The sequence below is a fragment of the Micromonospora sp. HK10 genome (genome assembly GCF_000982955.1).
In the GTDB taxonomy this organism is placed as follows: domain Bacteria; phylum Actinomycetota; class Actinomycetes; order Mycobacteriales; family Micromonosporaceae; genus Micromonospora.
The window spans coordinates 1-26,709 of the sequence record NZ_KQ058882.1; the positions used below are offsets into that span (position 1 = coordinate 1).

Consider the following 26,709-nt stretch of genomic DNA (forward strand, 5'->3'; position numbering starts at 1 on the left):
CGAGGTCGCGGCCGGCGACCGGCTCACCATCGGCGGGCTCGACGTCACCGCCGTGCCCGCCGCCCACCATGCCGGCCGCGGCGCCTGGTCCCGGCACCGCGCGCCCGCCCTCGGCTACCTCGTCGAGGGCCGGGCGCGGACCTGGTTCGCCGGCGACACCGGGCTCTTCGACGAGATGGCCGGCCTCGGGCCGCTGGACCTGGCGCTGATCCCGGTCGGCGGGTGGGGACCGACGCTCGGCCCCGGCCACCTCGACCCGGCGGGGGCCGCCGAAGCGGTCCGCCGGGCGGCCGCGGCCTGGGCGGTGCCGATCCACTACGGCACCTTCTGGCCGGTCGGGCTCGACCGGGTCCGGCCGGACCGCTTCCACGGACCCGGCGACGAGTTCGCCCGGCGCGCTGCGGAGGTCTGCCCGGACACCCGGGTACGGGTGCTGCGGCCGGGCGAGTCGTTCGCGGTGTGCCGGCCGTGACGGCGACCCTCGGCGTGCTGGGCTCGCTGCTGCTGGTGGTGCTCTTCGGCTCCGTGGTGCCCGTGGTGCCGACCGGGGCGGCGGTCAGCGGCGCCGCCGCGCTCGCCGCCCACCAGCATCCGGTCACCGTGGTCCTGGTGGTGCTCGCCGGGGCGGTCGGCGCGTACGTCGGCGACCTCGCCACCTTCGTCCTGCTCCGCTGGGGCGGCGAACGGGTGGTCCGGCGGGTACCCGGGCTGCGCTCCGGCCAGCGGGTCGAGCGGATGCCGGCCCGGGTGCGGGAGGGGCACGTCTCGACGCTGCTGGTCTCCCGGCTGATCCCCGGCGGGCGGGTCCCGGTGCTGCTGGCCGCGGCCGTGGCCGGGCTGGCCTGGCGGCGCTTCGCGGTGGCCAACGCGCCCGCCAGCCTGCTCTGGTCGGTGCTGTACGCCGCGATCGGGGTCCTCGGCCGGGCGGTCTTCCCCGAGCCGTGGGAGAGCGTCGTCGCGGCGGTCGTGCTCGTCGTGGTGATCAGCCAGCTCGTGGGCTGGTGGAACCGGCGCCGGCAGGTGCCGGAGGATCCGCTGGTCACGCGGTAGCCGGTGGGCTACCCGGCCGGCTCCCGGTGCCCGTCGTGCGGCGGCTCGGCGGCCTGCTCGTCGGGTTGGCGCAGCCCGAGCCGGCCCAGCCAGCCGAGCAGTTGGCGGTGCACGTCGTCCGGGCCGATCAGCTCACCATGCTGCGGCCAGTCCGCGGGATGGACGAGCAGCGCCTGCGTCTGCCAGCCGCCGAGGCCGCCGTGGCAGCCGACCAGTTCCTCGAAGGCCGCCACCTCCTCCAGGTCCGGGTCCACCGCGCTGATCACCACGAGGTCGCCCACGTGCTCCATCGCCTGATGGCGCAGCAGGTCGTGGCGGGCCCGGGGCCCGTACGGGGCCAGCGGGTCCTCGCCGTCGACCCGCCCGTCGCGCAGCCGGTGGCAGCCCCGCGCGCCGATCGCCAGCGGCCCGGCGGCCGAGTCGACCACGACCAGCCCGACGCCGGGGTGCCCGGCCAGGCCGTCGATCAGCCCCGGCGCGACCGCGTCGACGCGCTCCCGCGACAGCCGCCCCGGATGGCGGGCCAGGTAGATCATGGCCAGGTTGCCCGACGCCACCACCACGGTGCCGGCATCGGTGTGGACGGCGGCGTCCTCCCGGTCGGCCGGCCCCAGGCTGACCTCGCCGCCGTCGGCGTGCGAGCGCAGCGCCAGCCGGGTCGCCGTGCCGGTCGCCCCACCGGCCGCGGCGGCCTCGGTGAGCAGGGTGTTCAGCCGTCCCCACTCCTCGACCGGGCCGGTGGCCTCGGCGGCCGGCACCTCCGCCGGAACGCCCACCGGCGGCCGTCCGTCCGCCTCGGCCCGCGGCGCCGGCGGTGCGGCGAGCCGGGCGACCACCTCGGTGAGCGACTCGCCGTACCGCTGGCGGAAGGTGGCGCCCTGGCTCTGCCCGTGGTCGCTCAACACCACGATGTGGTAGCGCCGGGCCGCCTCGGCGGCCAGCCGCTGGAGCACCCCCAGCGTCTGGTCGAGTTCCTCGAGCACCGCCATCGCCTGCGGCCGGGCCGGACCGGCGTGGTGGGCGACCTCGTCGTAGTCCAGGAAGTCGCAGAAGATGACCGGCGCCCCGGCGGCCATCTGCTCGGCGATGAGCGACACGTTCAGGTCGCTGAGCAGGCTCGCCATCGGGCGCAGCGCCAGGTAGGGGCCGCTGCGCCGGCCCCGGGGCCGGATGTCGCGCAGCCGCTGCCGGCGCGCCTCGTACAGCTCACGGACCACCTGCCCGGCACCGCGCACCACCGCGCGGGCGAAGCCGTACGGGCTGGCCATGAAGGCCGCGTAGCCCCGGATGGAGCGGCCGGGCAGGCCGGCGCGGCTCACCGTGAGCAGGCTGGTGGTGGCGTCGCCGGAGAACGCGGTGCTGATGCTCACCCCGCCGTCGCGGAGCAGCCCTCGCCCGGTGGAGAGCCGCTGCTCGATCTCGGCGGCGTCGCGGGGCCGGCTGGTCACCACGAGCCGGCCGGTCGCGCCGTCGCCGCCGGCCGCCTTCTCGTACCAGCGGTAGGCCGGCACCCGCCGGACGTCGCCGTAGAGCAGGCCCGCCTGGGCGGCGGGCGTGGTGGCCGGCAGACCGGTGTGCCAGCGGGTCATCCGGTGGCTGCCGGTCCGCAGCCACCGACCGATGGTGGGCAGGTTGCCGGCCCGGATCGCCCACTGCACCAGCGGCGCGGCCACCCCGTCGAGCTGCACCACGAGCAGGCCGTCGGGGACGTGCCGCTCGGGCGCCGCCGGCGCGGCGCGGTCGAGCCGCAGGCGGTGCCGCCAACCGGGGCGGCGGTGCCGCTCGCGCCGACGCCGCACCCGGGACATCACCCACCGCATCTCGCTGACGAACGCGTCGTCGGTACCGGCGTCGGCGAGCCAGTTCAGCACCGCCGCGAGCGCCAGGGCGAGCCACGCGGCGGCGAAGGCGTCGGCGAATCCGGCGACGTCCGCCTCCGGGTCCAGCCGCAACGCCACGTACATCACGATGGCCTGGACGGACACGCCGATGGCCAGCGCGCCGAGCCCGCCCAGCACGGTGGCCAGGGCGAACAGCAGGGGGCGCAGCACCGCGCCGATCGCCGCGATCAGGCCGACCAGCCACAGCGTCGCGAGCAACCCGCTGGCGGTCACCCCCGGCAGCAGCCAGAGCGTCACGCTGAGCACCACGAACGAGGTGATCACGCTGCGCAGCAGGCTGCGGAGCCGGGCGAGGGTGGGCCGGTAGTCGTGCAACACCGTGAGACCGACGCGTACGGGCCGGCGCAGCCGCCGGTCCGTGTCGGCGTCCGCGTCCGGCTCCATTCCCATGACAATGCCACACCTGAGCTGGCAAGATCGGCGAGCGCGGGCGGGTGGCGGGTACGCGTCCGTGAGCCGGCCGCGGCGGCCGGACCCACCACCCGCGGGTGGCGGCGGTGACCGTCAGGCCGGCGGGGTGGTCAGGTCGACGGCCGCGGCGCCGACGACCGCCTTGTCGTCCTCGTGCTGCAGGTAGCCGATCACCGAGGCCCGGCGCGGATCGAGTTCCGCCGGCACGTCCAGGCGGATCCGACCGCCGCCGTCGTCCGGAGTGACCGAGGTGAAGGCGCGTACCACGTTGTCCTGGCGCAGCGTCCGTCCGGCGTTCTCGCCGCGCGCGACGTCGGTCGTGAGGTCCCGCTCCACGACCGCCACGTTCAGCACCGCTCGGGCCGGCGGTCGATCAATCCGGTAGTCCACCACCACGGGGTGCCCGCCGTCCGGTCCCTCGGGGGCGTCGGCGACCGTGAGGGCGAGCGGAGTGGTGGCCGCCTCCGCCAGCGCGGACGTGATCACGTCGGTGGCCCGGCGGCGGTCGGAGCCGACGAACTCGACGGTGCCGTTGACCACCATCTGCGGGGTGTACAACTGCCCGGAGCCGAAGGCCCGCGCGTACGCCTGTTGCCGCGCGCTGTACGCCCCGTCGCCGAACGGGTCGGGCCAGCCCAGGTAATCCCAGTAGTCGACGTGGAACCCGAGGGCGTAGACGGGTTCGCCGCGCCGCCGGGCGTCGCGCTCGATCTCGCCGAGCATCTCCTCGGCCGGCGGGCAGCTCTCGCAGCCCTGGGAGGTGAACAGCTCCACGACCGCGAAGCCGCTGCCGGACGGCGGGGGCACGTCGGTGCGCGCTGGGTCGGTCATGGCAGATCCCCTCCCGTCGCGCCGGTTCGCGCCGCTCCGATTCCCGTTGCGGCCGCGACCATGCCTGCCGGCCACCCGGCCACCCGGCCACCCGGCCACCCGGCCACCCGGCCACCCGGCCTGGCGGCGGCGGGGGTCGCGGCGGCCTGGCCGAAGATGGTGATGCGCGGCGGCCGTGGGCCGCCGCGCCGGCCGGGGTGCGGGACCGGGTCCGCGCAGCACTCGCTCGGCCCACCGGATCGGCCCGCGATGTCGACGACCGGACTGGTGTGGTGGGTCGCGAATTCCCCCGGGGTTCGGCCGTCGTCCGGTATCCATTCCCCTCGCGGCGTGCCGACCGGTGGTGAGCGCCTTCCCGGCGGATATTTCTGGTGCCGTGGTCGTCGGTCCGTGCGGCCTGTGGGGGTGGCCGGGCGCGCTGGCGTACCCTGGGCCGGCAACCGGTTTGCGCTGCCCATTCCCGGCATCCAACGGCAATGAGCAGGCCGCAAGTTGCAGCAGGGCAAGCAGTTCCCAATGGTGGTTGGGCGCAATTCCCACAGTCATTGAATTGACGACGGTAAATCTTGACTTGGCTCCTCGGGAGGCGCACCGTGAAATGTCTCCGGCGGCGATCGGACCGTCCGGAAAAGATCCCCGAATGCGATCCACCGATTCGGGAGCCAGGAGGCGGTCATGCGGTTGAACCCGTTCGCCGGGGCCTACCTCGCCGATCCGGCGCAGGTGTGGCGGCGGTTTCTCGACGCCCCGGACGGGGTGCACCACGACGAGGACCTGGGCCTGTGGCTGATCACCCGGCACGCCGACGTGCGCCGGGCACTCAGCGACACCGGGACCTTCGGCAACGCCCTCACCCTCGCGCCGGTCTATGACGTCTGTCCGGCAGCGCTGGAGATCATCATGCGCATCGACGCGCCACCCACCACCGCCGCTGCCGACCCGCCGGTGCACCCGCGGACCCGCCGGGCGCTGCGCGCCACCTTCGCCAACACCCCCGAGCGGGTCGAGCGGCAGTACGGGCCGATCGTCCGCCGCCGGGTCGACGAGCTGGTGTCCCGGCTGGCCGCGGCACCCGGGCGGCACGTCGACCTCGTCCCGCAGTTCACCACCGAGCTGCCCCTGCTGGTGCTGCTGGACATCCTCGGCGTACCGGACCGGGACATCGGGCGGGTCCGCGCGTGGGCCGACGGTCAGATCGCGCTGATCTGGGGGCGGCCCGACCCGGCGGAGCAGGTCCGGCTGGCCCGCGGGCTGCTGGAGTTCTGGCAGTACTGCCAGGAACTGGTCCGGGCCCGCCTCGACGCGGACGGATACGGCGAGGACCACGTCGGCCGGTTGCTGGCCTACCGGGACGGCGACGACGAGATCCTGACCGTCGCCGAGGTGGCGAGCATCGTGTTCAACCTCCTGGTCGCCGGCCACGAGACCACCGCGGGGCTGCTCGCCCACGCGCTGGACCAGGCGCTGTCCGAACCGGACCGGTGGCGCGCGATCGTGGCCGAGCCGCACCGGGTCCCCGCCTTCCTGGCCGAGACGCTGCGCTTCGCACCCGCCATCGACGGGTGGCTGCGGGTCACCAACCGACCGGTGACCCTGAGCGGGGTGGCCATCCCGGCCGGCGCGCGCTGCCTGCTGCTGATCGGGGCCGCCAACCGGGACCCGGCGGTGTTCGCCGACCCGCACCGGTTCGACCCGGACCGTGCGGACGTCGGCGACCACCTCTCCTTCGGGCACGGCGCCCACTTCTGCATCGGGGCCGCGCTGGCCCGGCTGGAGGCCGCGACCGCGCTCACCCGGCTCGCCGCGGCCCTGCCCGGGCTGTGCCTGGCACCCGGGCACGGCCGCGCGTACCAACCGAACGTGGCGTTCCGGGCGCACCGCACGCTGCCGGTGGTCGTCGAGCCGGCGGCGTCGCCCGGCGTCGCTCCGGTGCCCCACGCCGAGCGGCCGGCGGCCTGACCGGAGGGCGCCGCCCGGCCGCTGAGCTGCGGCGGCGGTCGGCTGGCCGGCATGCGGCGGGAGGTCCGGCGAGCGCCGAACGCCCCGGCCGGCCGGGGCGGCCGGACGGCGGTGTCGGCCCGGCCCGACGATCACGCAGCGGAGTCACGTCTTCACACCCGTCCGTCCCTGGGTTAAGAATTGTCCCCTGCGAACGCCCAGTCATCACCCAACCTCGATCTGATGCCGATGCCGAGCCGGCGTCGCGAAGGTGAACACATGGATCGCACGCCGCCGTCCGGCACCGCCCACTCCGGTGCCAGCCACCGGTTCCGCTCGGAACTGCGCCGCTGGCGTACCCGGCAGGGGTTGACGCAGCGGGCGTTGGCGGAACGGGTGCGGTTCAGCCGCGAGACGGTCGCCGCCGTCGAATCCGGCCGCCGGTTCGGCAGTCACGAGTTCGCCGTACGCTGCGACGAGGTGCTCGACACCGGCGGCCGGCTGGCGGCGTTGTGGCCCCAGGTCGCGGCGGAGCAGCTGGCCGCGGACGGCCGGCGCGGCCCCCGGTTCGGGGAGGTGGCCCGGCTGGACCCGGCCGCCGTGCCGCCGCCCGTCCGGCGCGACGCGAGCGACCCGGAGGCCGTGGTCGCCGCGATCGACGAGTTGCGGGAGCTGATCGGTCAGGTGCTCGGCCAGCCGGAGGCCGACGTCCCGCCGCCGCCGGCCGGGCCGCGCTGACCTGGGTGGGTTTGCCGGGCTGCGCTGACTTCGGTGGGCCGGCCGTCGGCCGGGCCGCGCTGACCTCGGTGGGCCGACGGTCGGCCCGGGGCAGTGGCGCCGCGCCAGCCACCCTGACTCTGGGTACAGATGCTGGTACGGGCTGTTTGTACCACGGTCAGGTCTGGCCTGCGAGCGCGCTTTCCGGCGCAATGAGACGTGCAATCAGCAAATGCAGATTGACCTTTGTGGATGAGCGCGGGAGTCAGTTTTGGCGTCGAGCACGAGGTCCCACACGGCCCGACCCTATCCGACCCGCCGCCGCGGCTGGAAGATAGCCGCCCGGATGCGTCTCATCGTCGCCGCCCCGCTGGTAGCCGTCATGGGCTTCGCCGGTCTGGCGCTGACCGAGAGCGCGCGCCAGACCGCCCGGGCCAGCGACCTCGGCCTGCTGGCGCACCTGGGCGCCGAGGCCGGCGACCTGGCCCACCGGCTGCAACACGAGCGCGTCGTCGCTGCCGACCTGCTGACCCGGGGCGGCCCGGAGCAGCAGGACACCTTCGCCGACGCCACCACCACGACCGACGCCGCGGTCGACCGCTACCGCCGGCAGCGGGCCCGGGTGCCCGCCGGCCCCGCCGCGGACCAGAGCGTGCTGACCCGGATCGACGCGGCGCTGGCCGGCCTGGCGCCGCTGCGCGCACAGGTCCGGACGGCCGAGCACGCCTCGGTGTCGGCGATGACCTTCAGCTACCGGATCGCCATCGCCGACCTGCTCACCCTCCGCGAGAGCGTGACGCTCGGCGTGGTCAACGCCCGGATCGCCGACGGCATCCGGGCCTCGGCCGCCCTGTCCAAGGTGGCCGAGGCGGTCGGCCAGCAGCAGGTGGCGGTCCTGCGCGCGGTCGCGGCCGACGAGCTGACCCCGGCGCTGCAACAGGACATCACCGCCGCCCGCACCGGGGTCACCGAGTCCGGCCTCGCCTTCCTGGCCCTCGCCCAGCCCGACTGGCGGGGCTGGTGGGAACAGGCCGGCAGCGGCAAGGACGCGCTGCTGCTGCAACGGATGCAGGACGAGGTCTCACGGACCGGCGCGGGCAGCCGGCTGCGGCTGGACCTGGGCAACTGGATCACCGCGACCGAGCAGTGGTCGTCCCGCCTGGCCGAGCTGCGCCAGCGGGTCGACGCGGCGGTGCTCGACGACATCCGGGCCGCGCACGCCGACCAGCGGTGGCGCACCGTCGTGGAGGCGGCGGCGACGCTGGCGGCCTTACTGCTCACCGCGCTGGTCACCTGGGCGGTGGCCCGGCAGATCACCCGCCGGCTGCACCGGCTGCGGGACGCCGCGAACACCGTCGCGTTCGAGCGGCTGCCGCAGGTGGTGGCCCGCCTCCAGCAGCCCGACAGCTCCTCGGTGGACCCGGACGAACTGGCAAGGCGGCAGTCCGCGCACGCCATCGAGCCCGCCAGCGACGACGAGATCGGCGAGGTGGGGCAGGCGTTCAACGCCGTGCACCGGGCCGCTGTGCGGACCGCGGCCGAGCAGGCGGTGATGCGGGCCAACACCGCCGACATCTTCGTCCACCTGAGCCGCCGGGAGCAGCGGCTGGTCGACGCGGTGCTCGCCCAGGTCGACCAGGTCGAGCGGGACGAGACCGACCCGGAGCGGTTGCAGCAGCTCTACCGGCTGGACAACCTGGCCACCCGGATGGGCCGGATCAACGCCAGCCTCCTGGTGCTCGGCGGGGTCGGCGTCGGGCGGGTACGCCAGCAGGACGTACCCCTGCAACAGGTGCTCCAGGCGGCGCAGAGCCAGATCGAGTACTACGCCAGGATCCGCCTCGGCATCGTCGATGGCGACGTCGCGGTCGCCGCCGAGGCCGTCGACGAGGTCGTGCACCTGCTGGCCGAGCTGATGGAGAACGCCACCGGATACTCCCCGCCGGACACCGAGGCGTGGGTGACCGGCCGGACCCTGGGAGACCGGGTGATCATCCAGATCGCCGACGAGGGCGTCGGGCTCTCCCCGCAGCGGCGGCAACAGCTCAACGAACTGCTCGCCCACCCACCCGCCACGGACGTCGCCGCCGTCCGGGCGATGGGCCTGGTCGTGGTCGGACAGCTCGCCGCCCGGCTGGGCGTGGCCGTCCAACTGCGGCCCGGACCGCACCGCGGCACCATCGCCGAGGCGGTGCTGCCGGGCCCGATGCTCCGGTCGCTGCCGCCGGAGGAGTTCCTGCTCAGCCCCGCCCGGCCGTCGCGGCGGGTGGCCCGGACCGGCCCGCCCACGGCGCACCGGGCGACCGCCGGGCCGTGGGCCGGCCGGCCGGCGCCGGCCGGGAGGTCGACCACCGGTACGCCCGTGGCCGACCGGGCGCTGCCGGTCGCGCCGGTGTTCCGCGCCGCGCCGCGCCCGGACCGGGGTGCCGACTCCACCGAGGAGCTCGTCATCTTCGACGAGGTCAACCACTGGTTCCAGGCCGACCGGGCGGACGGCACCGACGGGACGTCCTGGACCAGCCCCACCGACGACGCCTGGCGCACGGCGGCTCGGGCCGACGCGCCCGACGTGGCCGGCACCACCACCTCCGGCCTGCCCCGCCGGCAACCGCAGCGGCACCTGGTGCCGGGTGGGGTCCCCGCGCCGCAGCAGCCGCGCTCCGAGTACCGCGACCCGGCCCGGGTGGCCACCGCGATGGCCGCGTACGCGCGGGGAGTCGCCGGCCGCCGGGCCAACCTGATCAAGAACTGAGCCGACAGGGAGCACACGTGAGCGACCACCAGGATCTCGGCTGGCTGCTGGACGCCTTCGCCGAGCGCGCCACCGAGGTCAGCCATGCGATCGCCATCTCCAGCGACGGCCTCATGGTGGCCGCCACCCGTGGCCTGCCCGCCGACCGGGCCGACCAGCTGGCCGCCACCGGCAGCGGGCTGGTCAGCCTCCTGCGCGGCGCGGCGGCCTTCTTCGACGCCGGCGCGGTGATCTCCAACGTCACCCAGCTCGAGGGCGGCTTCATGTTCTCCATGGCCTTCAACGACGGCGCGTCCCTGCTCGTGCTCGCCGACCCGCAGTGCGACGTCGGCAGGGTCTCCTACGAGATGACCGAGCTGGCGAACCGCATCGGCGAGGCACTGACCCCCGCGGCCCGGGCGGCGTTGAGCCGCAGCCGCTGACCTCCGGCCCCTCGCCGGAGACGCCCACCCCTGGTAGGAGATGAGATGTCCCTGAGCTTCCCCCGGCACCGCCGCGCCCGCACGGCGGCGCTGCTCGCCCTCGTCCTGCTCGCCCCGACCGCCTGCGCCGACAACGAGCGCGGCGCCCCCGCCCGCGGTGCCGTCAAGATCGGTCTGCTGGCCTCGCTCTCCGGCACGTACCAGGCGGTCGGCAAGGACATGCGCGACGGCTTCGAGCTCTACCTGTCCACCCACGACGGCAAGCTCGGCGGCCGGCAGGTCGAGCTGGTCGTGGCCGACGAGGGCAACGGGGCCGCGACCGCGGTGCCCGCCGCGACGAAACTGCTCAAACAGGATCGGGTGGTCGCGCTGACCGGCGTCGTGGGCGGCGGCTCGGTGGCCGCGGTCTACCCGCTGCTCAACGAGACGAAGGTGCCCTTCGTCGGCGCCAACGGGCGGCCGGCGCTGAAGGACGTGTCCCGGGTCTGGCACACCTCCTACCTCTCCGACGAGCCGGGGGAGGCGATCGCGTCGTACGTGCACGACAACGTCGACGGCAGCGTCTACGCCATCGGCCCCGACTACCAGGGCGGCTGGGACGAGCTGCGCGGCTTCACCGAGGCGTTCGTCAAGGCCGGTGGCCGGCTGGCCAACCCGGACGGCAAGACCACCTTCACGCCGTTCCCGGCGACCACCAACTTCACCCCGTACTTCGCCCGGATCAAGGCCTCGGGCGCGAACGCCGTCTACACCTTCTACGCCGGCGGTGCCGCTGTCGACTTCGTCAAGCAGTACGCCCAGTCGGAGATCAAGGACCTGCCGCTCTACGCCGCCGGCTTCCTGACCGAGGGCGGCGTGCTGGACGCCCAGGGCCCGGCCGCCCGGAACATCTACTCGGTGCTCAACTACTCGCCCGACCTGGACAACGCGGAGAACCGCGCGTTCGTGGCCGCGTGGAAGGCCAAGAAGGACGGCTCCCCGACCACGTACGCCATGGCCTCCTACGACGCCGCGGCGGTGCTGGACCGGGCCATCGCCGACGCCGGCGACGACCCCACCCCGGAGCGCATCAACGCGGCCATCGGCCGGCTCGGCCAGATCGCCAGCCCCCGTGGCACCTGGCAGTTCTCGCCCACCACCCACGCGCCGGTGCAGAAGTGGTACCTGCGCCAGGTCCGCCCGGACGGCCGGGCGCTGTCCAACACCATCGTGGGCGACCTCGCCACCGTCGGCGGGTGACCGCGGTGGCGGCCGGCATCCGGATCGACCCGTACCTCGTCCCGGCGCTGGACGGGGTCGCCTACGGGCTGCTGGTGTTCGTCGCCGCGGCCGGGCTGGTGCTCTGCTTCGGCGTCGCCGGCATCCTGAACCTCGCGCACGGCACCCTCTTCGCGATCGGCGGCTACACCGCGGCCGCGCTGCTCGACGGCGGCTGGCCGAGCCTGGCGTTGGCGCTGGTGGCCGGCACCGTCGCCGCCGCCGCGGCCGGCGCGCTGGTCGCCGGGCTGCTCACCCGCAGCGCCGCCCGCAGCCACCTCACCCAGGCCCTGCTCACCTTCGGCGTCGCGCTGGCCGGCGGGAGCCTGCTGGTGGGGGCGTTCGGGCCGGACGACCCGCCGGTGCGCGTCCCGGCCGCGCTGGACGGGTCGGTGGCCGTCGTCGGGCACCGCTACCCGGCGTACCGGCTGGTCTTCATCGCCGTCGCCGCGCTGCTGGCCGGCCTGCTCCACCTGGCGGTGCGCCGCACCCGGGCCGGGATGCTGGTCCGCGCCGCCGTCGACGACGCGGAGATGGTCGCCGCGATGGGGGTGAGCCCGACCCGGATCCGGGTGGGGGTGCTCGCCATCGCCGGCGGGCTGGCCGGGGCCGCCGGGGTGCTCGGCGCCCCGATCATCGGCCCCGGCACCGACACCGCCGACACGGTGCTGCTGCTCTCCCTGGTGGTCGTCGTCCTGGGCGGTCTGGGATCGATGGCCGGCACCCTGCTCGCCGCGCTGGCGGTCGGGCAGATCCAGACCCTCGGCGTCGCCCTCGCCCCGTCCACCGCGCCGTTCCTGCTCTTCGCCGCGATGGCGGTGGTGCTCGCGGTGCGGGCCCGGCTGCCGCTGGCCCCGCGGAGGGCGACGTGAGCGACCAGGCGGTGCGCGCGCTGCGGCGCGGCGTCGCCGCGCTGGTCCTGGCCGGGCTGGTGCTGGCGCCGTGGGCGGTCGACGACTACACCGCCGCGCTGCTCGCCCGGACCCTGGCGCTCGGCCTGGTCGGGGTGAGCGTGGCCCTGCTCACCGGCGTCGCCGGGCTGCCCACCCTCGGGCAGACCGCGCCCTACGCGGCGGGCGCGTACGCCAGCGCGCTGGTCGCCGGCCGGCTCTCCGACGTCGGCCCGGTGCAGGTGGCCGTGGCGGCCGCGGCCGGGGCGGCGCTGGCCGCGGTGACCGTCCCGCTGGTGGTCTCGGCGCGCGGGGTGGTGGTCCTGATGATCACCCTGGCGGTCGGTGAACTCGTGGTGACCGCCGCCGGCCGGTGGCGCTCGGTGACCGGTGGCACCGACGGCCTCGCCGGCATCCCGCCGGTACGTCCCCTCTGGGGCATGCCGGTGCTGGCCACCGACCGGGCGCGTTACCTGTACACCCTGGCCGTGGTGGCGGTGCTGCTCGGCGTGGTGCTGCTGGTCCTGCGGACCCGGGTCGGGCTGCTGTTGCGGGCCGGCCGGGACGACGAGGCACGCCTGCGGGCCAGCGGGCACCGGGTGTCGGCCCACGTGGCCGGCGTCCACCTCGCCGGCGGCGCCGTCGCCGGCAGCGCGGGTGCCCTGCTCGTGGTGGCCCAGCAGTACGTCTCACCGGCCGACTTCGGCTTCGACACCTCCGCCCTGCTGCTGCTCGGCGTGGTGATCGGCGGTGCCGCCTCGGTGGCCGGCGCGCTGGTCGGCACGGTCGTCGTCATCGCCGCCCGGGACTGGCTGTTCGGCGTGCTGCCCGGGCAGGCGCCCCTGGTGTTGGGGCTGGCCTTCGTGGTCACCGTCTACCTGCTGCCCGGTGGCGAGCGCCGGCCGGCCGTGCGCGGCCGGCTGCTGCCGGGCGTACCGAACCGTCGCCGGCCGGCGGACCGGCCTACCCCCTCGGAGGTGCGGGTATGACGCCGCTGCTCCACGCCCGGGGCATCACCGTCCGGTACGGGTCGCTGGCCGCGCTCGACGGGGTCGACCTGCGGATCGCCGACGGCGAGCGGCATGCCCTGATCGGGCCGAACGGCGCCGGCAAGACCACGCTGCTCGACGTGCTCGGCGGCCGCACCCGGTCCGGCGGTGGCCGGGTGTGGCTGGCCGGCCGGGACGTCACCCGGCTGGGGCCGGCCGCCCGGGCCCGGCGGGGCATCGGCCGGATCCACCAGCGCCCCGCCGTCTGGTCGACGCTGACCGCCACGGAGAACGTGCTGGTCGCCGCCCTCCCGCACGCGGTGCGTCCCGCCGGCTGGCGTCCCGGTGCCCGGCGGCGGGCCGCCGAGCACACGGCGGCGGCGCTGCTGGCGCGGGTGGGGCTGGGCAAACTCGGCGCGACCCCCGCCGGTCAGCTCGCCCACGGCCAGCGCCGGCAGTTGGAGATCGCCGTGGCGCTGGCCGGCCGGCCCCGGCTGCTGCTGCTCGACGAGCCGGCCGCCGGCCTCTCCGCCGCCGAGGTCGGCCGGCTCGCCGAGTTCCTGCGGGTGCTGCCCCGGGCGGTCGGGGTGCTGCTGGTCGAGCACCGGCTGGACCTGGTGTACGCGCTCTGCGACACGGTGACCGTGCTGCGCGACGGCCGGACGCTGGCCACCGGCACGCCCGCCGAGATCCGCGCCTCCGGCCCCGTCCGGCAGGCCTACGCGGAAGGGGTGGCCTGATGCTGCGCGTGGAGCGGCTCTGCGCCGGCTACGCCGGGGGCACCGTGCTGCACGAGGTGAGTCTCGACGTGCGGCCGGCCACCGTCCAGGCGGTGGTGGGCCGCAACGGCGCGGGCAAGAGCACCCTGGTGCACACGGTCGCCGGCCTGCTGCGGCCGCACGCCGGGCGGATCGAGATCGGCGGCGTCCAGGTGGCGGGCCGGCAGCCGCACCGGATCGCCCGGTCCGGGGTAGGGCTGGTGCCGCAGGGCCGGCGGGTCTTCTCCCGGCTGACCGTGGCCGAGCACCTGGCGCTGGCGGCCGCGCCGTGGCGGGCCGCGACGCCCGGCGGTGAGGGGTGGACGGTTCCCCGGATCCTGGAGCTGCTGCCGCGGCTGGCCGCCCGGCTGCGCCACCGGGGGGACCAGCTCTCCGGCGGCGAGCAGCAGATGCTGGCCATCGCCCGGGCCCTGCTCGGCCAGCCCCGGGTGCTGCTGCTCGACGAGCCGTGCGAAGGGCTCGCCCCCGACCTGGCGGCCCGGGTACGGGACCTCGTCGGCGCGCTGGCCCGGGGCGGGCTGACCGTCCTCCTCGTCGAGCAGCAGCTCCAGCACGCCATCGAGGTCGCGGACCGGATCGCCGTGCTGGAGTACGGCCGGGTGGTCTACGACCGGCCGGCGGCCGAGGCCCGGGCCGACCCGGGCGTCCTGGCGGCGATGCTCAGCGTCGCCGCCGTCGGGGAGCCGCCGGCCTCCCGACCGGTGCCCGGCCTCTGGCCCGACCCGGGCACCCGACCCGACCACCTGCGACAGGGATGAGCGAGCATGCCCACCGACAGCCCCGACACCGAGTACACCTTCGACAACGGCTCCCCGGAGGCCGTGCCCCAACTGCGTGCCCTGGAGGCGTTCCTCGACCCGATCACCGCGCGCCGGATCGGCCCGCCCGTGCTCGCCCCCGGCGCCGCGTGCTGGGAGATCGGCGCCGGTGGCGGCTCGGTTGCCCGCAGCCTGGCACGGGCGGTCGGCCCGACCGGCCGGGTGCTGGCCACCGACATCGACGTCACCCACCTCACCCCGACCGGCAACCTCGACGTACGCCGGCACGACGTGCGCAGCGACCCCACGCCCGGGGACGCCTTCGACCTGGTCCACGCCCGGCTGGTGCTGCTGCATTTGCCCGAGCGGCGGCGCGTACTGGCCTCGCTGGCCGGGGCGCTGGCGCCGGGCGGATGGCTGGTGGTGGAGGAGTTCGACTGCACCGCGCCGCTGCGCGTGCTGACCGCACCGAGCGACGACGCGGCGAAGCTGTTCGCCCAGGTCACCGACGCGATGCTCGGCGTCCTGCAGGGGCACGGCGCGGATCTGGCCTGGGCCCAGGACGTGCACGCCGAGCTGGTGTCGGCGGGACTGGTCGAGGTGGACACCGTCACCCACTCGCAGAGCTGGCCCGGCGGTTCCTTCGGCGCGTCCCTGTACGGCACGAACTCCCGGCAACTCGAGCCGGAACTGCTCGACGCGGGGCTGTCGCCGGGGCAGCTGGAGGCGTTCCGCAAACTGCTGCGCGACCCGGCGTTCGCGGTGATGTCCTACCAGTTCGTGTCGACCCGGGGCCGGCGGCCGGCGGCCCGGTGAACGGCGGTACGGCGGTCCCGCGGCAACGTGACCGCCGTCCGTCACCCCGGCTCAACGGTTGGCTCGGCGCCCGATGTCAGGCACCGGCCCGGCCGTCGGGCACCCCGGCTCAACCGCCGGCCCGGCGCCCTCGACGTCGGGCACCGGCCCGGCCGTCGGACGGCGCCGCCGGGCCCGCTGCCCGGATCGCGCCGCCACCGGCCGGCGTTGCGCCTAGGCTGGCCGGGAAGCGAGGCGGGAGGACGTGCGATGACGCGGGTGGCGGTGCTCGGGCTCGGCGGCATGGGGGAGCCGATGGCGGCCAACATCATCCGGGCGGGACTGCCGACCGTGGTGTGGAACCGGCACCCGGAACCGGCCGACCGGCTCCGCGACCAGGGCGCCGAGGTCGCCGCCACCCCGGCCGACGCGGTACGCGACGTCGACATCGCCGTCACCATGGTGACCGACGCGGACGCGGTCCGTTCCCTCGCGGTCGAGCAGGGCATGCTGGCCGCGCTCCCCGAGGGGGCGGTCTGGGCGCAGATGAGCACCATCGGGGTGACCGAGACCGAGGCGCTGGCCGCGCTGGTCGAGGCGGAACGCCCCGACGTCACGCTGGTGGACGCGCCGGTGGCCGGCAGCCGGGGCCCGGCGCGGGAGGGACGCCTCGTCGTCCTCGCCGCCGGCCCCGACGAGGCGCGGAAACGGGTGGCGCCGGTCTTCGAGGCGGTCGGTCAGCGGACCGTCTGGGTCGGCCCGACCGGCGCCGGCTCGCGGCTCAAGCTGGTCAACAACCTGCTGCTCGCTTTCCTGGCCGAAGGGCTCGCCACGGCGGTCGCCCTCGGCGACACCCTCGGCCTGGACCGGGCCACCGTGCGCGACGCCCTGCACGGCAGCCCGCTGCTGTCCGCCTGGGCGGCCGAGAAGCTCGACCGGATCGGCCGGGACGACTACACCCCGCAGTACACCCTGGACCTGGCGCTCAAGGACGTGGACCTGGCGCTGCGGGCGGCGCCGGCCGGCCGGTTCCCGGCCGCGGCGGCGCTGGCGGAGGAGTGGCGGCGCGCGGTCGAGGCGGGCCTCGGCCGGGACGACCTCACGGTGGTGACCCGGGCCCTCACCGAGGCCGACACCCGCTAGACCGGATCGGCCGGGCCGGGCCGGGGCACGGCCGGCGGGATGCCTCAGCCCGGGGACACCGTGCCCAGTCCGGCGAGCGCCAGCCTGGTCACCAGGAGCCGGCCGCGTCCTCGCCGGACCGCGCGCCGGCCCACCGGCGGGCCGCCTCCGCTGACCCGCCGCGCCGGACCGCCGCCGCGAACAGGCGGGCCGGGTACACCCGGTCGCGGCGGCGGGCGTGCTCGGCCGCGCTCATCAGCCGCACGCACCGGGCCGCCTGGACGATCACCGACCGGACCTCGTCGACACCGTTCATGCGGGCAGACTTCCGGACGCCGCGCCGGTCGCCTGAGTACGCCTGCTCAGCGCCGCTGGTGCCCGGGCACCGGGCAGCGGCGCCGGGCGGCTGGGTGACGAGCGGCTGGGTGACGGGCGGCGGTGGTGCTTAAGTAGACGCCATGCCCAACCCCGCGATCCTCACCGTCGACGACGATCCGGCCGTGTCCCGGGCGGTCGCCCGGGACATCCGCCGCCGCTACGGCGACCGCTACCGGGTGGTACGGGCGGACTCCGCCGAGGCCGCGCTGGCGGCGCTGCGCGAGCTGAAACTGCGCGGCGAACAGGTGGCCGTGCTGCTCGCCGACTACCGGATGCCGCAGATGAACGGCATCGAGTTCCTCGAGGCCGCCATGGACCTGTTCCCCGCCGCCCGGCGGGTCCTGCTGACCGCGTACGCCGACACGGACGCGGCGATCAACGCCATCAACGTCGTCGACCTGGACCACTACCTGCTCAAGCCGTGGCACCCGCCGGAGGAGAAGCTCTACCCGGTGCTGGACGCGCTGCTCGAGGCGTGGACGGCCAGCGCCGCGACGGCCACCAGCGAGCTGCGGGTGGTCGGCCACCGCTGGTCCGCCCCGTCGTTCGCGGCACGTGACTTCCTGGCCCGGAACCTGGTGCCGTTCCGCTGGGTGCCGGCCGACGAACCCGAGGGCGCCGAGCTGCTGGCGGCGGCCGGGGTGGGCGCGAACGACGTACCCCTGGTCGTCACGGCCGACGGCAAGTCGCTGGTGCAGCCCACCACGGCCGACCTGGCCGGGCACGTCGGGCTGGCCACCACGCCGGCCGCCGACTTCTACGACCTGGTGGTCGTCGGCGCCGGGCCGGCCGGGCTCGGCGCGGCCGTCTACGGCGCGTCCGAAGGGCTGCGGACCGTGCTCATCGAGCGGCGGGCCACCGGCGGCCAGGCCGGACAGAGCAGCCGGATCGAGAACTACCTCGGCTTTCCGGACGGGGTCTCCGGCGCCCAGCTCACCGACCGGGCCCGCCGGCAGGCGCTGCGCTTCGGCGCCGAGCTGCTCAACGCCCGCGAGGTGGTGTCCCTGGAGGACGCCGGCGGGGCGCGGGTGCTGCGGTTCACCGACGGCAGCAGCGTCGCCGCCCACACGGTGGTGCTGGCCACCGGCGTGTCGTACCGGATGCTGCCGGCGCCCGGGCTGGCCGAGCTGACCGGCCGGGGCTGCTTCTACGGCTCGGTGGCCAGCGAGGCGCCGAGCTGCTCCGGCGAGGACGTCTACATCGTCGGTGGAGCGAACTCCGCGGGCCAGGCCGCCGTGCACTTCTCCCGGTACGCCCGCCGGGTGCACCTGCTGATCCGCGGCGACGACCTGACCCGCTCGATGTCCAGCTACCTCATCGAGCAGCTCGCCCGGATCGACACCATCGAGGTCCACCCGTACACCGAGGTGGTCGGCGGCGCCGGCCAGGAACACCTGGAGCAGGTGACCCTGCGCGACACCCGCACCGGCCAGACGCGCCGGGTGGACACCTCATGGTTGTTCGTGTTCATCGGCGCGGAGCCGCACACCGACTGGCTCGACGGCGCGGTCGCCCGGGACAGCCGCGGCTTCGTCCTCACCGGCCCCGACCTGACCCGGGGTGGCCGCCGGCCCGCCGGCTGGGCGCTGCCCCGCGACCCGTACCACCTGGAGTCCAGCATGCCCGGCGTGTTCGCCGCCGGTGACGTGCGGGCCGAGTCGGTGAAGCGGGTCGCCTCCGCCGTCGGCGAGGGCGCTATGGCCGTCTCCCTCGTGCACCGCTACCTGGAGGCCCAGTGAGCGCGAGGAGTGAGCCGGGCTTGCGAGCCCCGCAGTCGCGAACGAAGGAGGCCCAGTGAGTGAATCTGATCGGCTGACGCCGGATGAGCTGCGGCGCCTTTTCCTCTTCGAGTCGCTGACCCCGGAGCAGCTCGGGCACCTGACCGAGCACGGCCGGGTGGAGCGGCGCCGGGCCGGCGAGGCCGTCTACGTCGAGGGTGAGCCGGCGAGCTGCTTCTACGTGCTGCTGCACGGCACGGTGACGCTGCGCCGCCGGGTCCAGGGCGACGACATGGAGCTCAGCCGGACCAGCCAGCCCGGCGTCTACGGCGGCGCCATGCAGGCGTACGTGGGCGACCTGGCCGAGCAGCGCTATCTCAACAGCATGTTCGCGGTGACCGACTGCGCGGTCTTCGCGCTTCCCGCCCAGATCATCGCCGACGCGATGCGCGTCTGGTTCCCGATGGCCACCCACCTGCTGGAGGGGCTGTTCATCGGGATGCGCAACTCGCAGACCATCGTCGGCGAGCGGGAACGGCTGCTGGCCCTGGGCGCCCTGTCGGCCGGGCTGACCCACGAACTCAACAACCCGGCGGCGGCCGCGGTGCGGGCCACCTCGGCGCTGCGCGGCCGGGTCGCCAAGATGCGGCACAAGCTCGCCATGATCGCCGATGGTCGGCTCGACGGCCGGCGCCTGCACGATCTCGTGGCGCTCCAGGAGGAGGCGGTGAAGCGGGCCGCCGCCGCACCGGCGCTGCCGCCGCTGGCGGCCAGCGACGCCGAGGACGAGCTGGCCGACTGGCTCGACGACCACGGCGTACGGGGCGCCTGGGAACTGGCCCCGACGCTGGTGGCCGGCGGCATCGACAGCGGCTGGTTGCGCCAGGTCGACGCCGCGGTGGGCGCCGACGATCTGGAGTCCGCGATCCACTGGATCACCTACACCATCGACACCGAGCTGCTGATGGGCGAGATCGATGACGCGGTCGGCCGGATCTCCGGGCTGGTCGGGGCGGCGAAGCAGTACTCCCACCTGGACCGTACGCCCTACCAGAGCGTCGACGTCCACGAGCTGCTCGACGCCACCCTGGTCATGCTCCAGGCCAAGATCCCCGGCGGGGTGCGGGTGGTGAAGGAGTACGACCGGAGCCTGCCGCCCGTGCCGGCGTACGCGGCCGAGCTGAACCAGGTCTGGACCAATCTCATCGACAACGCGCTCGGCGCGATGGCGGGGGAGGGCACGCTGACCATCCGGACCGGTCGCAAGGAGGACCGGGTGATCGTGGAGATCCGGGACACCGGCGCCGGTATCCCGCCGGAGATCCGGCCGCGCATCTTCGAGCCGTTCTTCACCACGAAGCCGGTGGGCGAGGGGACCGGTCTCGGCCTGGACATCTCGTACCGGATCGTGGTGAACAAGCACCACGGCGACATCCGGGTGCGCTCGGAGCCGGGCGACACCCGGTTCCTCGTGCTGCTGCCGCTCGACCCGGCCTGACACGGCCGGCGGCGCCGTCCCGGCAGCGCCCGCCAGCGGGGACCGACGGCGGCGACCAGCGGGGACCGGCGGCGGCGACCGGCGGCGGCGGGGCGGAGCGGTCAGAAGAGCGTCAACGGGCCGACCGGCGCCGGTTCGGGCAGCGGCGCGACCTCGGGCAGCCGCGCCCGGACCTCGGCGTGGAACCGGCGGGCCAGCTCCGGCGCGTCGGCGTTGTCCGGGGTGTGCACGAACACCGTCGGGGAGCGGCCCTCGCGCAGCCAGCCGGTCACCACGTCCAGCCACCGCTGCCAGCCCTCGACCGTCCGGGCGGGGTCGTCCCGGCCCAGGTAGCGGACGATCGGCCGGTCGGTCAGCGCGCGGGTACGCAGCGCCGTCCGCGGTTTCCTGGTCCATGCCTCCCGTTCCGCGTCGCTGGTCGGCGGGGTACGGAAGAACGCGGTGGTGTCGAACGGGATCCACTCGGCGTCGACCGGGCTGAGCGCGTCCTCCACCGTCCGTGCGGCCCGGGGGTCGGTGAAGAAGGCGGGGTGGCGCAGCTCGACCGCGTACCGGTGGGCGGTGGGCAGCCCGCGCAGGAACCGGGCGAGCGCGGGCACGTCGCCGGGGCCGAACGAGCCGGGCAGCTGGATCCAGAGGGCGTGCGCGCGGGACCCGAGCGGCTCGATGGCCGCCAGGAACTCCCGCAGGTCCTCGCCAGCGCCGGCGAGCCGGTGTTCGTGGGTGACGGTCCGGGGTAGCTTGAGCACGAACCGGAAGTCCGGGTCGGTCTGTCCGGCCCAGGAGGCCACCGTCTCCCGCGTCGGGGTGGCGTAGAAGGTGGTGTTCCCCTCGACCGCGGTGCACCAGCCGGCGTAGGCCCGCAGTCGCTCCTGGGCCGGCAGCGGGTGCGGCAGGAACCGGCCCGACCAGGACCGGTGTGTCCACATGGCGCAGCCGACGTGCAGGCGCATCCGATCCCTCCCACCGCTCGACGCACCCGGCGCGGTGCCCGCGCCGCGGCTACCGTATCCGGCCGGGCGTCGCACGGTCGCTACCCGCGCGCGCCGCCGTCCGTGAGCAGCCGGCCGGTAGCCCGGCGGCGCTGCTGCTTGACCAGGTAGAGCCGCTGGTCGGCGGTGTGCAGGAGCTGGTCGAGGCTGTCCCCGTCGTGCGGTGCGGTGGCCGAGCCGACGCTGACCCCGGCGACGCCGCGTACCGCCGCTTCGATCCGCGCCGCCGCGGTGCGGGCCGACGCGGTGTCGGCGTCGGTCAGGACCACCACGAACTCGTCCCCGCCGATCCGGGCGATCGCGTCCTCGGCGCGCAGCACGGCCCGGGTCACCGCCACCACCCGGCGGAGCAGGTCGTCCCCGGCGGCGTGCCCGAGGCGGTCGTTCACCCCCTTGAAGTCGTCGAGGTCGAGACAGAGCAGGGACGGCCCGGGCCGGCAGCCGTTACGGAACGCCACGGTCGCGAACTCGGCCAGGCCGCGCCGGTTCAGCGCGCCGGTCAGCGGGTCCAGGGCGGCCAGGGCGCGCAGTTGGGACCGTTGTCGGGCCAGCGCCCGGGTCTGCGCGGCGCAGACGGAGATCAGGACCAGCATGCCGGCGAGGTAGACGAAGACGTGGCCGGGCGGGGCCGGCCGGCCGGTGGCGGCGACCGCCAGGTACGACCCGATGGTGAGCACCTCCAGCGCCAGCATCAGCCGCAGCTGGGGGGTGTGGCTGGCGACGAAGACGGCGGTGGTCACGAAGCCCAGGGCGGCGGGCGAGGCCACGCCGCCGTCCCAGTGCGCGCCGAGCGCGGCGATCACCAGGGTGAGCACGAGCAGCGTGAACGAGACCCGGTAGCCGGAGGCCTTGGTGGTGACCCGGGTGGCCGCCCAGCACCCGACCAGCCCCGCGACCAGACCGGACCCGTACCCGGTGAGCATCAGCGCACGGTGCGGCTCGGTGAGCGTGAGCAGACAGTATCCGACGGCGACCGCGTACGAGACCACGTGCAGGGCCGCGCTGAGCACGGTGCGCCGGCGGCGCTCGATCACCCCGGCGTCCACCGGGCCCGGGGCCTTCTGTGACGCGGCGCGCCGCGGGCACGAGGTCGACCGGCCGCGCCGGCCACCGGTGCGGCCACCGGACGGATGAGGCACCTCACCACGACGGAATTCAATGGCGCGGGTCCGCCGGCCGTCAATAGCGGAACCGCCAACTCTCCATTCCTTTCACGGACCGCGATTTTCGGCTCACCCTCCGCACGCCGAACCGCCGAACCGCCGAACCGCCGAGCCGTCGAGCCGCCGAACCGCCGGACCGCCGAACCGCCGGGCCGCCGGACCGCCGGGCCGGCCCGGCACGGCCTCGGGTGTGCGGCGGTGCGGCGCGGCCCGGCACGGCCTCGGGCGGCGGCCCGGTCCGGCGCGGCTTCGGACGCGGGGTCACCAGCGGCGACGCCGCGCCGGCCGGGGTGCCCGGGAGCGGGCGCGGTGCCGGTCGGGGACGCCTCGACCGCCCGGTTGCCCGGACCGGCCGCCCCGGACCCGGCGGGGCGCCCGGCCGGTAAGCCACCGGCCACGACGAGCCAGGCCGGGGTCGCGTGGCTGGCCGAGGTCGGGGAAGCGGGCGGCGATCTGCTCCGGCAGGGCACGCCGGGGCGCGGTCGGGGAGCCGACGCCGGCACGGACGGGGTACGGCGGGGCCGGCGCTCGGGCGACCAGTGGGCTCGGCGCCGGGCCGATCAGTGGACTGCCGCCGGGCCACGGTTGCGGCAGGGCGACGGTGTGCCGCCGGTCGTGGAGTGCGGCCGGCACCGGGCGCGGCCGGAGCGTGGCCTCGATCCGGTTGTCGGCCGGGGTGGACATGGACCGGGACTCCCGCCCGGTACGGGGTACGGACATGGTGCTCGTTTCTCGGGACGGAGGCAGGGGCGCGCGCCGTGCCGGCCATGGGCGCGCCGGCCGGCAGGCAACGGGATGCGCGGGCGCCAGGCAACGGGCCGCGGCCGGCGGGCAACAGGGTGCGGGGCCGGCGGGCAACAGGGTGCGGGGCCGCCGGGCAACAGGGTGCGGGGCCGGCGGGCAACGGGGGTGCGTCCGTCAGGAGGTCATGGCCCCACCTTCGGCGAACCGTAGGGCTCGGGCAACCGGGTTTCGCCCGCGCCGACGTCGCCGATCCCGAAGCCCGCGAAGTATGAGGCAGGCTAAGCGTTTTGTCGAATATAGGCGTTATGTCTACTTCGGCTCACTAAGCTCCACGGTGTCAGCCAGCCGTCGACCGGGGCCTGTGCCGTCGCCCGGGACGCGCTGGGCGCTTGTCGGCCGAGCCCACGAAGATGCGTGAGTCACGATGAAGGACGCGGACACCATGGTCCTGCCCCGGCTCGGCCCGGGGGAGACCGGCGTCGAGGACCCCTGGGACGAGGACATCGCCCCCCGGGGCGGCCCCGCCCCCGGTCCGTCGGGCAGCGGCCGACGCCGCGGGCGGATCGCCGCCTGGCTGGTGCCGGCGCTGCTGATGGGCGTGCTCGGCGCCCTGCGGCTCGGCGGGACCGGCCGGCGGGCCGACGAGCTGCCGGCCTGGCGGGCCGCCCGTGCGCCCTGGCCGCACGACTGGACGGTGCTCTACCGGGACGTCGACGCGGTCACGCCGTACCACCTGCTGATCCGCGCCTGGGCCGGCCTGGCCGGCACCTCGGAGCCGGCCCTGCGCGTACCGTCGCTGCTGGCCATGATGGCCGCCGCGGCGCTCGTCGGCGCGGTGGCGGCCCGGGTGTTCACGCCGGGCGCCGGCATCCTCGCCGGCGCGCTCCTCGCCCTGCTGCCGACCGCCTCGCGCGCCGCGGGCGAGGCGCAGCCGTACCCGCTGACCCTGCTCGCCGCGGTGCTCGCCACCGGGGCGCTGCTGGCCGCCCTCGACCGGCCAGACCGGTGGCGCTTGCTCGGGTACGGCGGTGCGGTGCTCGTTCTCGGGCTGAGCCACCCGGTGGCGCTCCTGCTGCTCGCCGCGCACGGCTGGACGGTGCTCGCCCTGCGGCGCCGGGTGGCGGGCCGGTGGCTGGTGGCCGCCTCGCTGGGTGCGCTGCCCGGCGCCGCCTTGCTCTGGCTGACGGTCGAGGCGGGTGGACGGATCGGCCCGCTGGCCCGGCCCGGCCTGGACGCGCTCGCGGCCGCCCCGGCCGCGCTCTTCGGGGTCGCCACGCTCGGCGCGGTGCTGCTCGGGCTCGCGCTGTTCAGCCTCCCGCTGCGCTACCCGGGTGCCGTCTTCACCGCCTGGGCGGTGGTGCCGCCGCTGCTCCTGCTGCTCGTCGCGCAGGCCACCCCGGCCTGGTCCGCGCCGCTCCTGCTCTTCACCCTGCCGGCGTGGGCGACGCTCGCCGCCGCCGCGCTGTCCCGGGTACGCGCCCGCTGGTCGGTGCCGGTGCTGGCGGTGATCGCCCTGATCGGCGCGCCGGCACCGCTCGGCGGCCGGACGGGCGACCGGCCCGCGTGGGCCGTCGGCCACCCCGCCGGGGTCACGGCCGGGTGGCCGCCCGAGGCGGCCCGCCCCGCGCCGTATCCGCCGACCACCGCCCGCTGACCACCCGCCCGCTCCGCGCCGGAGTCTCGCAACCCTTGGAGAGAACGTGGCCGTCGCCGCCGATCCACGCCTGCCTCGCACGGTCTCGCCGGGGACCAGGGACACGCGCACCCCGGTGCTCCCGGCGCGGCCGTCGCCGCACCCGGACCTGGACCGGCGCCGCCGCAACATCCGGGCCCGGCTGGCGTACGCGGCCTGCGGGGCGACCGCCGGACCTCTGGTCGCGCCGCGGCGGCCGGACGCGGCCGTCGAGTTCCGTCCCGTCGCCTCGCCCGCGGCGCGGCTGGTGCTGACCCTGCTCGTCCTGGTCAACAGCGCCGCCGGGCTGCTCTTCGTCGGCTGGCTGTTGCTGCCGGCGCACGTGCCCGGGGCGGGCGTCACCGGGCCGGGCGGCTGGCAGATATTCGCGGCCCGGCTCGGCTTCTGCGTCGTCGTCGGGGTGGAGCTGATCCGCCTCGCGCAGAACGCGGTGGTCTGGATGTTCGCCTTCCACGCCCGGGACCCGGTGCCGGTGGACCCGCCGGTCGGCCTGCGGGTCGCCCTGCTCACCACGATCGTGCCCAGCAAGGAGCCGCTGGACGTGGTCGAGCGGACCCTGCGCCGGCTGCGCGAGATCGTGTACTGCGGGCAGGTCGACGTCTGGATCCTCGACGAAGGGGACGATCCGGCCGTCCGCGAGCTGGCCGCCCGGCTCGGCGTACGCCACTTCAGCCGCAAGGGCCGGCCGGAGTACAACCGGCCCAGCGGGGAGTTCCGGGCCCGGACCAAGTCGGGCAACCACAACGCCTGGCGGGCCGAGCACGAACAGCACTACGACGTGGTGGCCAACGTGGATCCCGACCACGTGCCGCTGCCCAACTTCCTCGAACGCACGCTCGGCTACTTCCGTGACCCGGACGTCGCCTTCGTGGTGACGCCGCAGGTGTACGGCAACATGCACCAGAACTTCGTCGCGCACGGCGCCTCGGTGCAGCAGTACCTCTACAACGGCCTGATCGCCCGGGGCGGCAACGGGCTGGACGCGCCGCTGCTGACCGGCACCGGTCACCTCTACCGGCCGGCCGCGTGGCGGACCATCGGCGGTTACCAGGACTCGATCATCGAGGACCACCTCACCAGCATCCGCGTCCACGCCGCGACCAACCCGCGCACCGGCAACCAGTGGAAGGGCGTCTACACCCCCGACGTGGTCGCCATCGGCGAGGGCCCGACGTCCTGGGCGGACTACTTCAACCAGCAGAAGCGCTGGGCGGCGGGCATCTGCGAGATCATCGTCCGTCCGGAGCTGCGCGCGCCACGGGAGTTGCCGTCCCGGCGCCGGTGGCAGTACCGGCTGCTGCAGTTCTACTACCCGAGCGTGGCGGTGAGCCTGCTGCTCGGCAACCTGGCCACGGCGATGTACCTGCTCACCGGGGTCAGCGCCGCCCAGCTCGACGTGACCGTGTGGTCGGTGCTGTGGAGCGCCACGATCGGCACCTGGTTCCTGCTCTGGCTCTGGCTGCGCCGGTTCAACATCGCCCCGCACGAACGGGAGGAGATCGGCATGGTCGGGATGGCGCTGGCGCTGTTCGCCGGGCCGGTGTACGTGGCCGCCGGGTGCACCGCCCTGTTGCGCCGGAAGCTGGGCTTCGTGGTGACGGCCAAGGGGAAGCTGCGCACCAGCGAGTCGATCGGCACGTTCCGGCTGCACCTGGGCTGGGCGGCCGTCGCCGCCGCGCTGCTCGTGGCGAGCTTCCCGCTCGGCCACGCCGCGCCGCTGCTGCGGGTGTGGCCGGCCCTGACCCTGCTCACCGGGCTCGGCCCGCCGGCGATCGCGCTCGCCGGCCGCCTCCGCGCCGGCCGCGAGCGCCCCGACGACCGCGCCGCGCCGGTGCCGCCCGACGAGCGGAGTGAGCCGGTGCCGCCCGACGATCGCGCCGCGCCGGTGCCGCCCGGTGATCGCGGCGAGCC

Annotated in this window: 23 protein-coding genes; 17 read left to right on the forward strand and 6 right to left on the reverse strand. The window is 75.7% G+C overall.

The window, feature by feature from the left end:
* Both LQ51_RS26595 and LQ51_RS26600 read left to right on the forward strand, forming a co-directional pair.
* Positions 1–472: MBL fold metallo-hydrolase (locus tag LQ51_RS26595; protein WP_046570379.1), on the forward strand; the 472-nt coding region annotated here is incomplete at its 5' end.
* Positions 469–1,050 carry a DedA family protein gene (locus LQ51_RS26600; RefSeq protein WP_046570408.1) on the forward strand — a complete coding sequence of 194 codons (582 nt, stop codon included), beginning with the start codon at positions 469–471 and terminating at the stop codon, positions 1,048–1,050. The genes LQ51_RS26595 and LQ51_RS26600, both read left to right, overlap by 4 nt.
* An 8-nt stretch (positions 1,051–1,058) precedes the next feature.
* Here LQ51_RS26600 and LQ51_RS26605 read toward each other — a convergent pair whose 3' ends face one another.
* Both LQ51_RS26605 and LQ51_RS33540 read right to left on the reverse strand, forming a co-directional pair.
* A complete protein-coding gene (locus LQ51_RS26605; protein WP_231605893.1) occupies positions 1,059–3,341 on the reverse strand; it encodes a phage holin family protein in 2,283 nt (760 codons plus the stop codon).
* 114 nt (positions 3,342–3,455) lie between these two features.
* Positions 3,456–4,193 (reverse strand): DUF1223 domain-containing protein, encoded by a 738-nt coding sequence (locus LQ51_RS33540; protein WP_046570382.1) that lies wholly within the window; start codon positions 4,191–4,193, stop codon positions 3,456–3,458.
* 675 nt (positions 4,194–4,868) lie between these two features.
* Here LQ51_RS33540 and LQ51_RS26615 point away from each other — a divergent pair.
* The 11 genes from LQ51_RS26615 to LQ51_RS26660 all read left to right on the forward strand — a co-directional run bounded on the left by LQ51_RS26615 (position 4,869) and on the right by LQ51_RS26660 (position 16,633).
* Positions 4,869–6,152 carry a cytochrome P450 gene (locus tag LQ51_RS26615; RefSeq protein WP_046570384.1) on the forward strand — a complete coding sequence of 428 codons (1,284 nt, stop codon included), beginning with the start codon at positions 4,869–4,871 and terminating at the stop codon, positions 6,150–6,152.
* Positions 6,153–6,410: 258 nt separating this feature from the next.
* Positions 6,411–6,869 (forward strand): helix-turn-helix transcriptional regulator, encoded by a 459-nt coding sequence (locus LQ51_RS33545; RefSeq protein WP_046570386.1) that lies wholly within the window; start codon positions 6,411–6,413, stop codon positions 6,867–6,869.
* 325 nt (positions 6,870–7,194) lie between these two features.
* A complete protein-coding gene (locus LQ51_RS26625; RefSeq protein WP_052745069.1) occupies positions 7,195–9,600 on the forward strand; it encodes a sensor histidine kinase in 2,406 nt (801 codons plus the stop codon).
* Between the two features lie 17 nt (positions 9,601–9,617).
* The gene (locus tag LQ51_RS26630) at positions 9,618–10,022 is read left to right on the forward strand and encodes a roadblock/LC7 domain-containing protein (RefSeq protein WP_046570389.1); all 405 of its coding nucleotides are present in this window, start codon (positions 9,618–9,620) and stop codon (positions 10,020–10,022) included.
* A gap of 45 nt (positions 10,023–10,067) precedes the next feature.
* On the forward strand, positions 10,068–11,261 hold the full coding sequence (locus LQ51_RS26635; protein WP_046570390.1) for an ABC transporter substrate-binding protein: 1,194 nt from the start codon (positions 10,068–10,070) through the stop codon (positions 11,259–11,261).
* Entirely contained in the window at positions 11,258–12,151 is an 894-nt protein-coding gene (locus LQ51_RS33025) for a branched-chain amino acid ABC transporter permease (RefSeq protein ID WP_156313238.1), read from the forward strand. Before LQ51_RS26635 ends, LQ51_RS33025 begins: the two co-directional genes overlap by 4 nt.
* Positions 12,148–13,158: a branched-chain amino acid ABC transporter permease gene (locus LQ51_RS33030; protein WP_156313239.1), complete on the forward strand. Its 1,011-nt coding sequence runs from the start codon at positions 12,148–12,150 to the stop codon at positions 13,156–13,158. Before LQ51_RS33025 ends, LQ51_RS33030 begins: the two co-directional genes overlap by 4 nt.
* Complete coding sequence (locus LQ51_RS26645; protein WP_046570392.1) at positions 13,155–13,898, forward strand: ABC transporter ATP-binding protein; 744 nt, start codon at positions 13,155–13,157, stop codon at positions 13,896–13,898. The genes LQ51_RS33030 and LQ51_RS26645 overlap by 4 nt, the downstream gene beginning before the upstream one ends.
* Positions 13,898–14,695 carry an ABC transporter ATP-binding protein gene (locus LQ51_RS26650; protein WP_046570393.1) on the forward strand — a complete coding sequence of 266 codons (798 nt, stop codon included), beginning with the start codon at positions 13,898–13,900 and terminating at the stop codon, positions 14,693–14,695. The genes LQ51_RS26645 and LQ51_RS26650 overlap by 1 nt, the downstream gene beginning before the upstream one ends.
* Before the next feature lie 6 nt (positions 14,696–14,701).
* Positions 14,702–15,511: a methyltransferase gene (locus LQ51_RS26655; protein WP_046570395.1), complete on the forward strand. Its 810-nt coding sequence runs from the start codon at positions 14,702–14,704 to the stop codon at positions 15,509–15,511.
* A 249-nt stretch (positions 15,512–15,760) separates the two neighbouring features.
* Complete coding sequence (locus LQ51_RS26660) at positions 15,761–16,633, forward strand: NAD(P)-dependent oxidoreductase (protein WP_046570397.1); 873 nt, start codon at positions 15,761–15,763, stop codon at positions 16,631–16,633.
* A gap of 88 nt (positions 16,634–16,721) precedes the next feature.
* Here LQ51_RS26660 and LQ51_RS26665 read toward each other — a convergent pair whose 3' ends face one another.
* Entirely contained in the window at positions 16,722–16,928 is a 207-nt protein-coding gene (locus LQ51_RS26665) for a hypothetical protein (protein ID WP_046570399.1), read from the reverse strand.
* A gap of 142 nt (positions 16,929–17,070) precedes the next feature.
* On the opposite strand from LQ51_RS26665, the gene LQ51_RS26670 reads away from it, so the two are divergent.
* Both LQ51_RS26670 and LQ51_RS26675 read left to right on the forward strand, forming a co-directional pair.
* Positions 17,071–18,729, forward strand: coding sequence for an NAD(P)/FAD-dependent oxidoreductase (locus LQ51_RS26670; RefSeq protein WP_046570401.1), 1,659 nt, complete (start codon positions 17,071–17,073; stop codon positions 18,727–18,729).
* 55 nt (positions 18,730–18,784) lie between these two features.
* The gene (locus LQ51_RS26675; protein WP_046570403.1) at positions 18,785–20,206 is read left to right on the forward strand and encodes an ATP-binding protein; all 1,422 of its coding nucleotides are present in this window, start codon (positions 18,785–18,787) and stop codon (positions 20,204–20,206) included.
* 101 nt (positions 20,207–20,307) lie between these two features.
* Here LQ51_RS26675 and LQ51_RS26680 read toward each other — a convergent pair whose 3' ends face one another.
* The 3 genes from LQ51_RS26680 to LQ51_RS33035 form a co-directional block, all read right to left on the reverse strand.
* A complete protein-coding gene (locus LQ51_RS26680; RefSeq protein ID WP_197087925.1) occupies positions 20,308–21,135 on the reverse strand; it encodes a DUF72 domain-containing protein in 828 nt (275 codons plus the stop codon).
* 104 nt (positions 21,136–21,239) lie between these two features.
* Positions 21,240–22,232 carry a GGDEF domain-containing protein gene (locus tag LQ51_RS31540; protein ID WP_156313240.1) on the reverse strand — a complete coding sequence of 331 codons (993 nt, stop codon included), beginning with the start codon at positions 22,230–22,232 and terminating at the stop codon, positions 21,240–21,242.
* A gap of 390 nt (positions 22,233–22,622) precedes the next feature.
* Complete coding sequence (locus LQ51_RS33035; RefSeq protein ID WP_156313241.1) at positions 22,623–23,081, reverse strand: hypothetical protein; 459 nt, start codon at positions 23,079–23,081, stop codon at positions 22,623–22,625.
* A gap of 448 nt (positions 23,082–23,529) precedes the next feature.
* On the opposite strand from LQ51_RS33035, the gene LQ51_RS26695 reads away from it, so the two are divergent.
* Together LQ51_RS26695 and LQ51_RS26700 are read left to right on the forward strand one after the other, a co-directional pair.
* On the forward strand, positions 23,530–24,759 hold the full coding sequence (locus LQ51_RS26695) for a glycosyltransferase family 39 protein (RefSeq protein ID WP_082159668.1): 1,230 nt from the start codon (positions 23,530–23,532) through the stop codon (positions 24,757–24,759).
* 115 nt (positions 24,760–24,874) lie between these two features.
* On the forward strand, positions 24,875–26,709 hold a 1,835-nt coding region (locus tag LQ51_RS26700), incomplete at its 3' end, for a glycosyltransferase family 2 protein (RefSeq protein WP_231605894.1).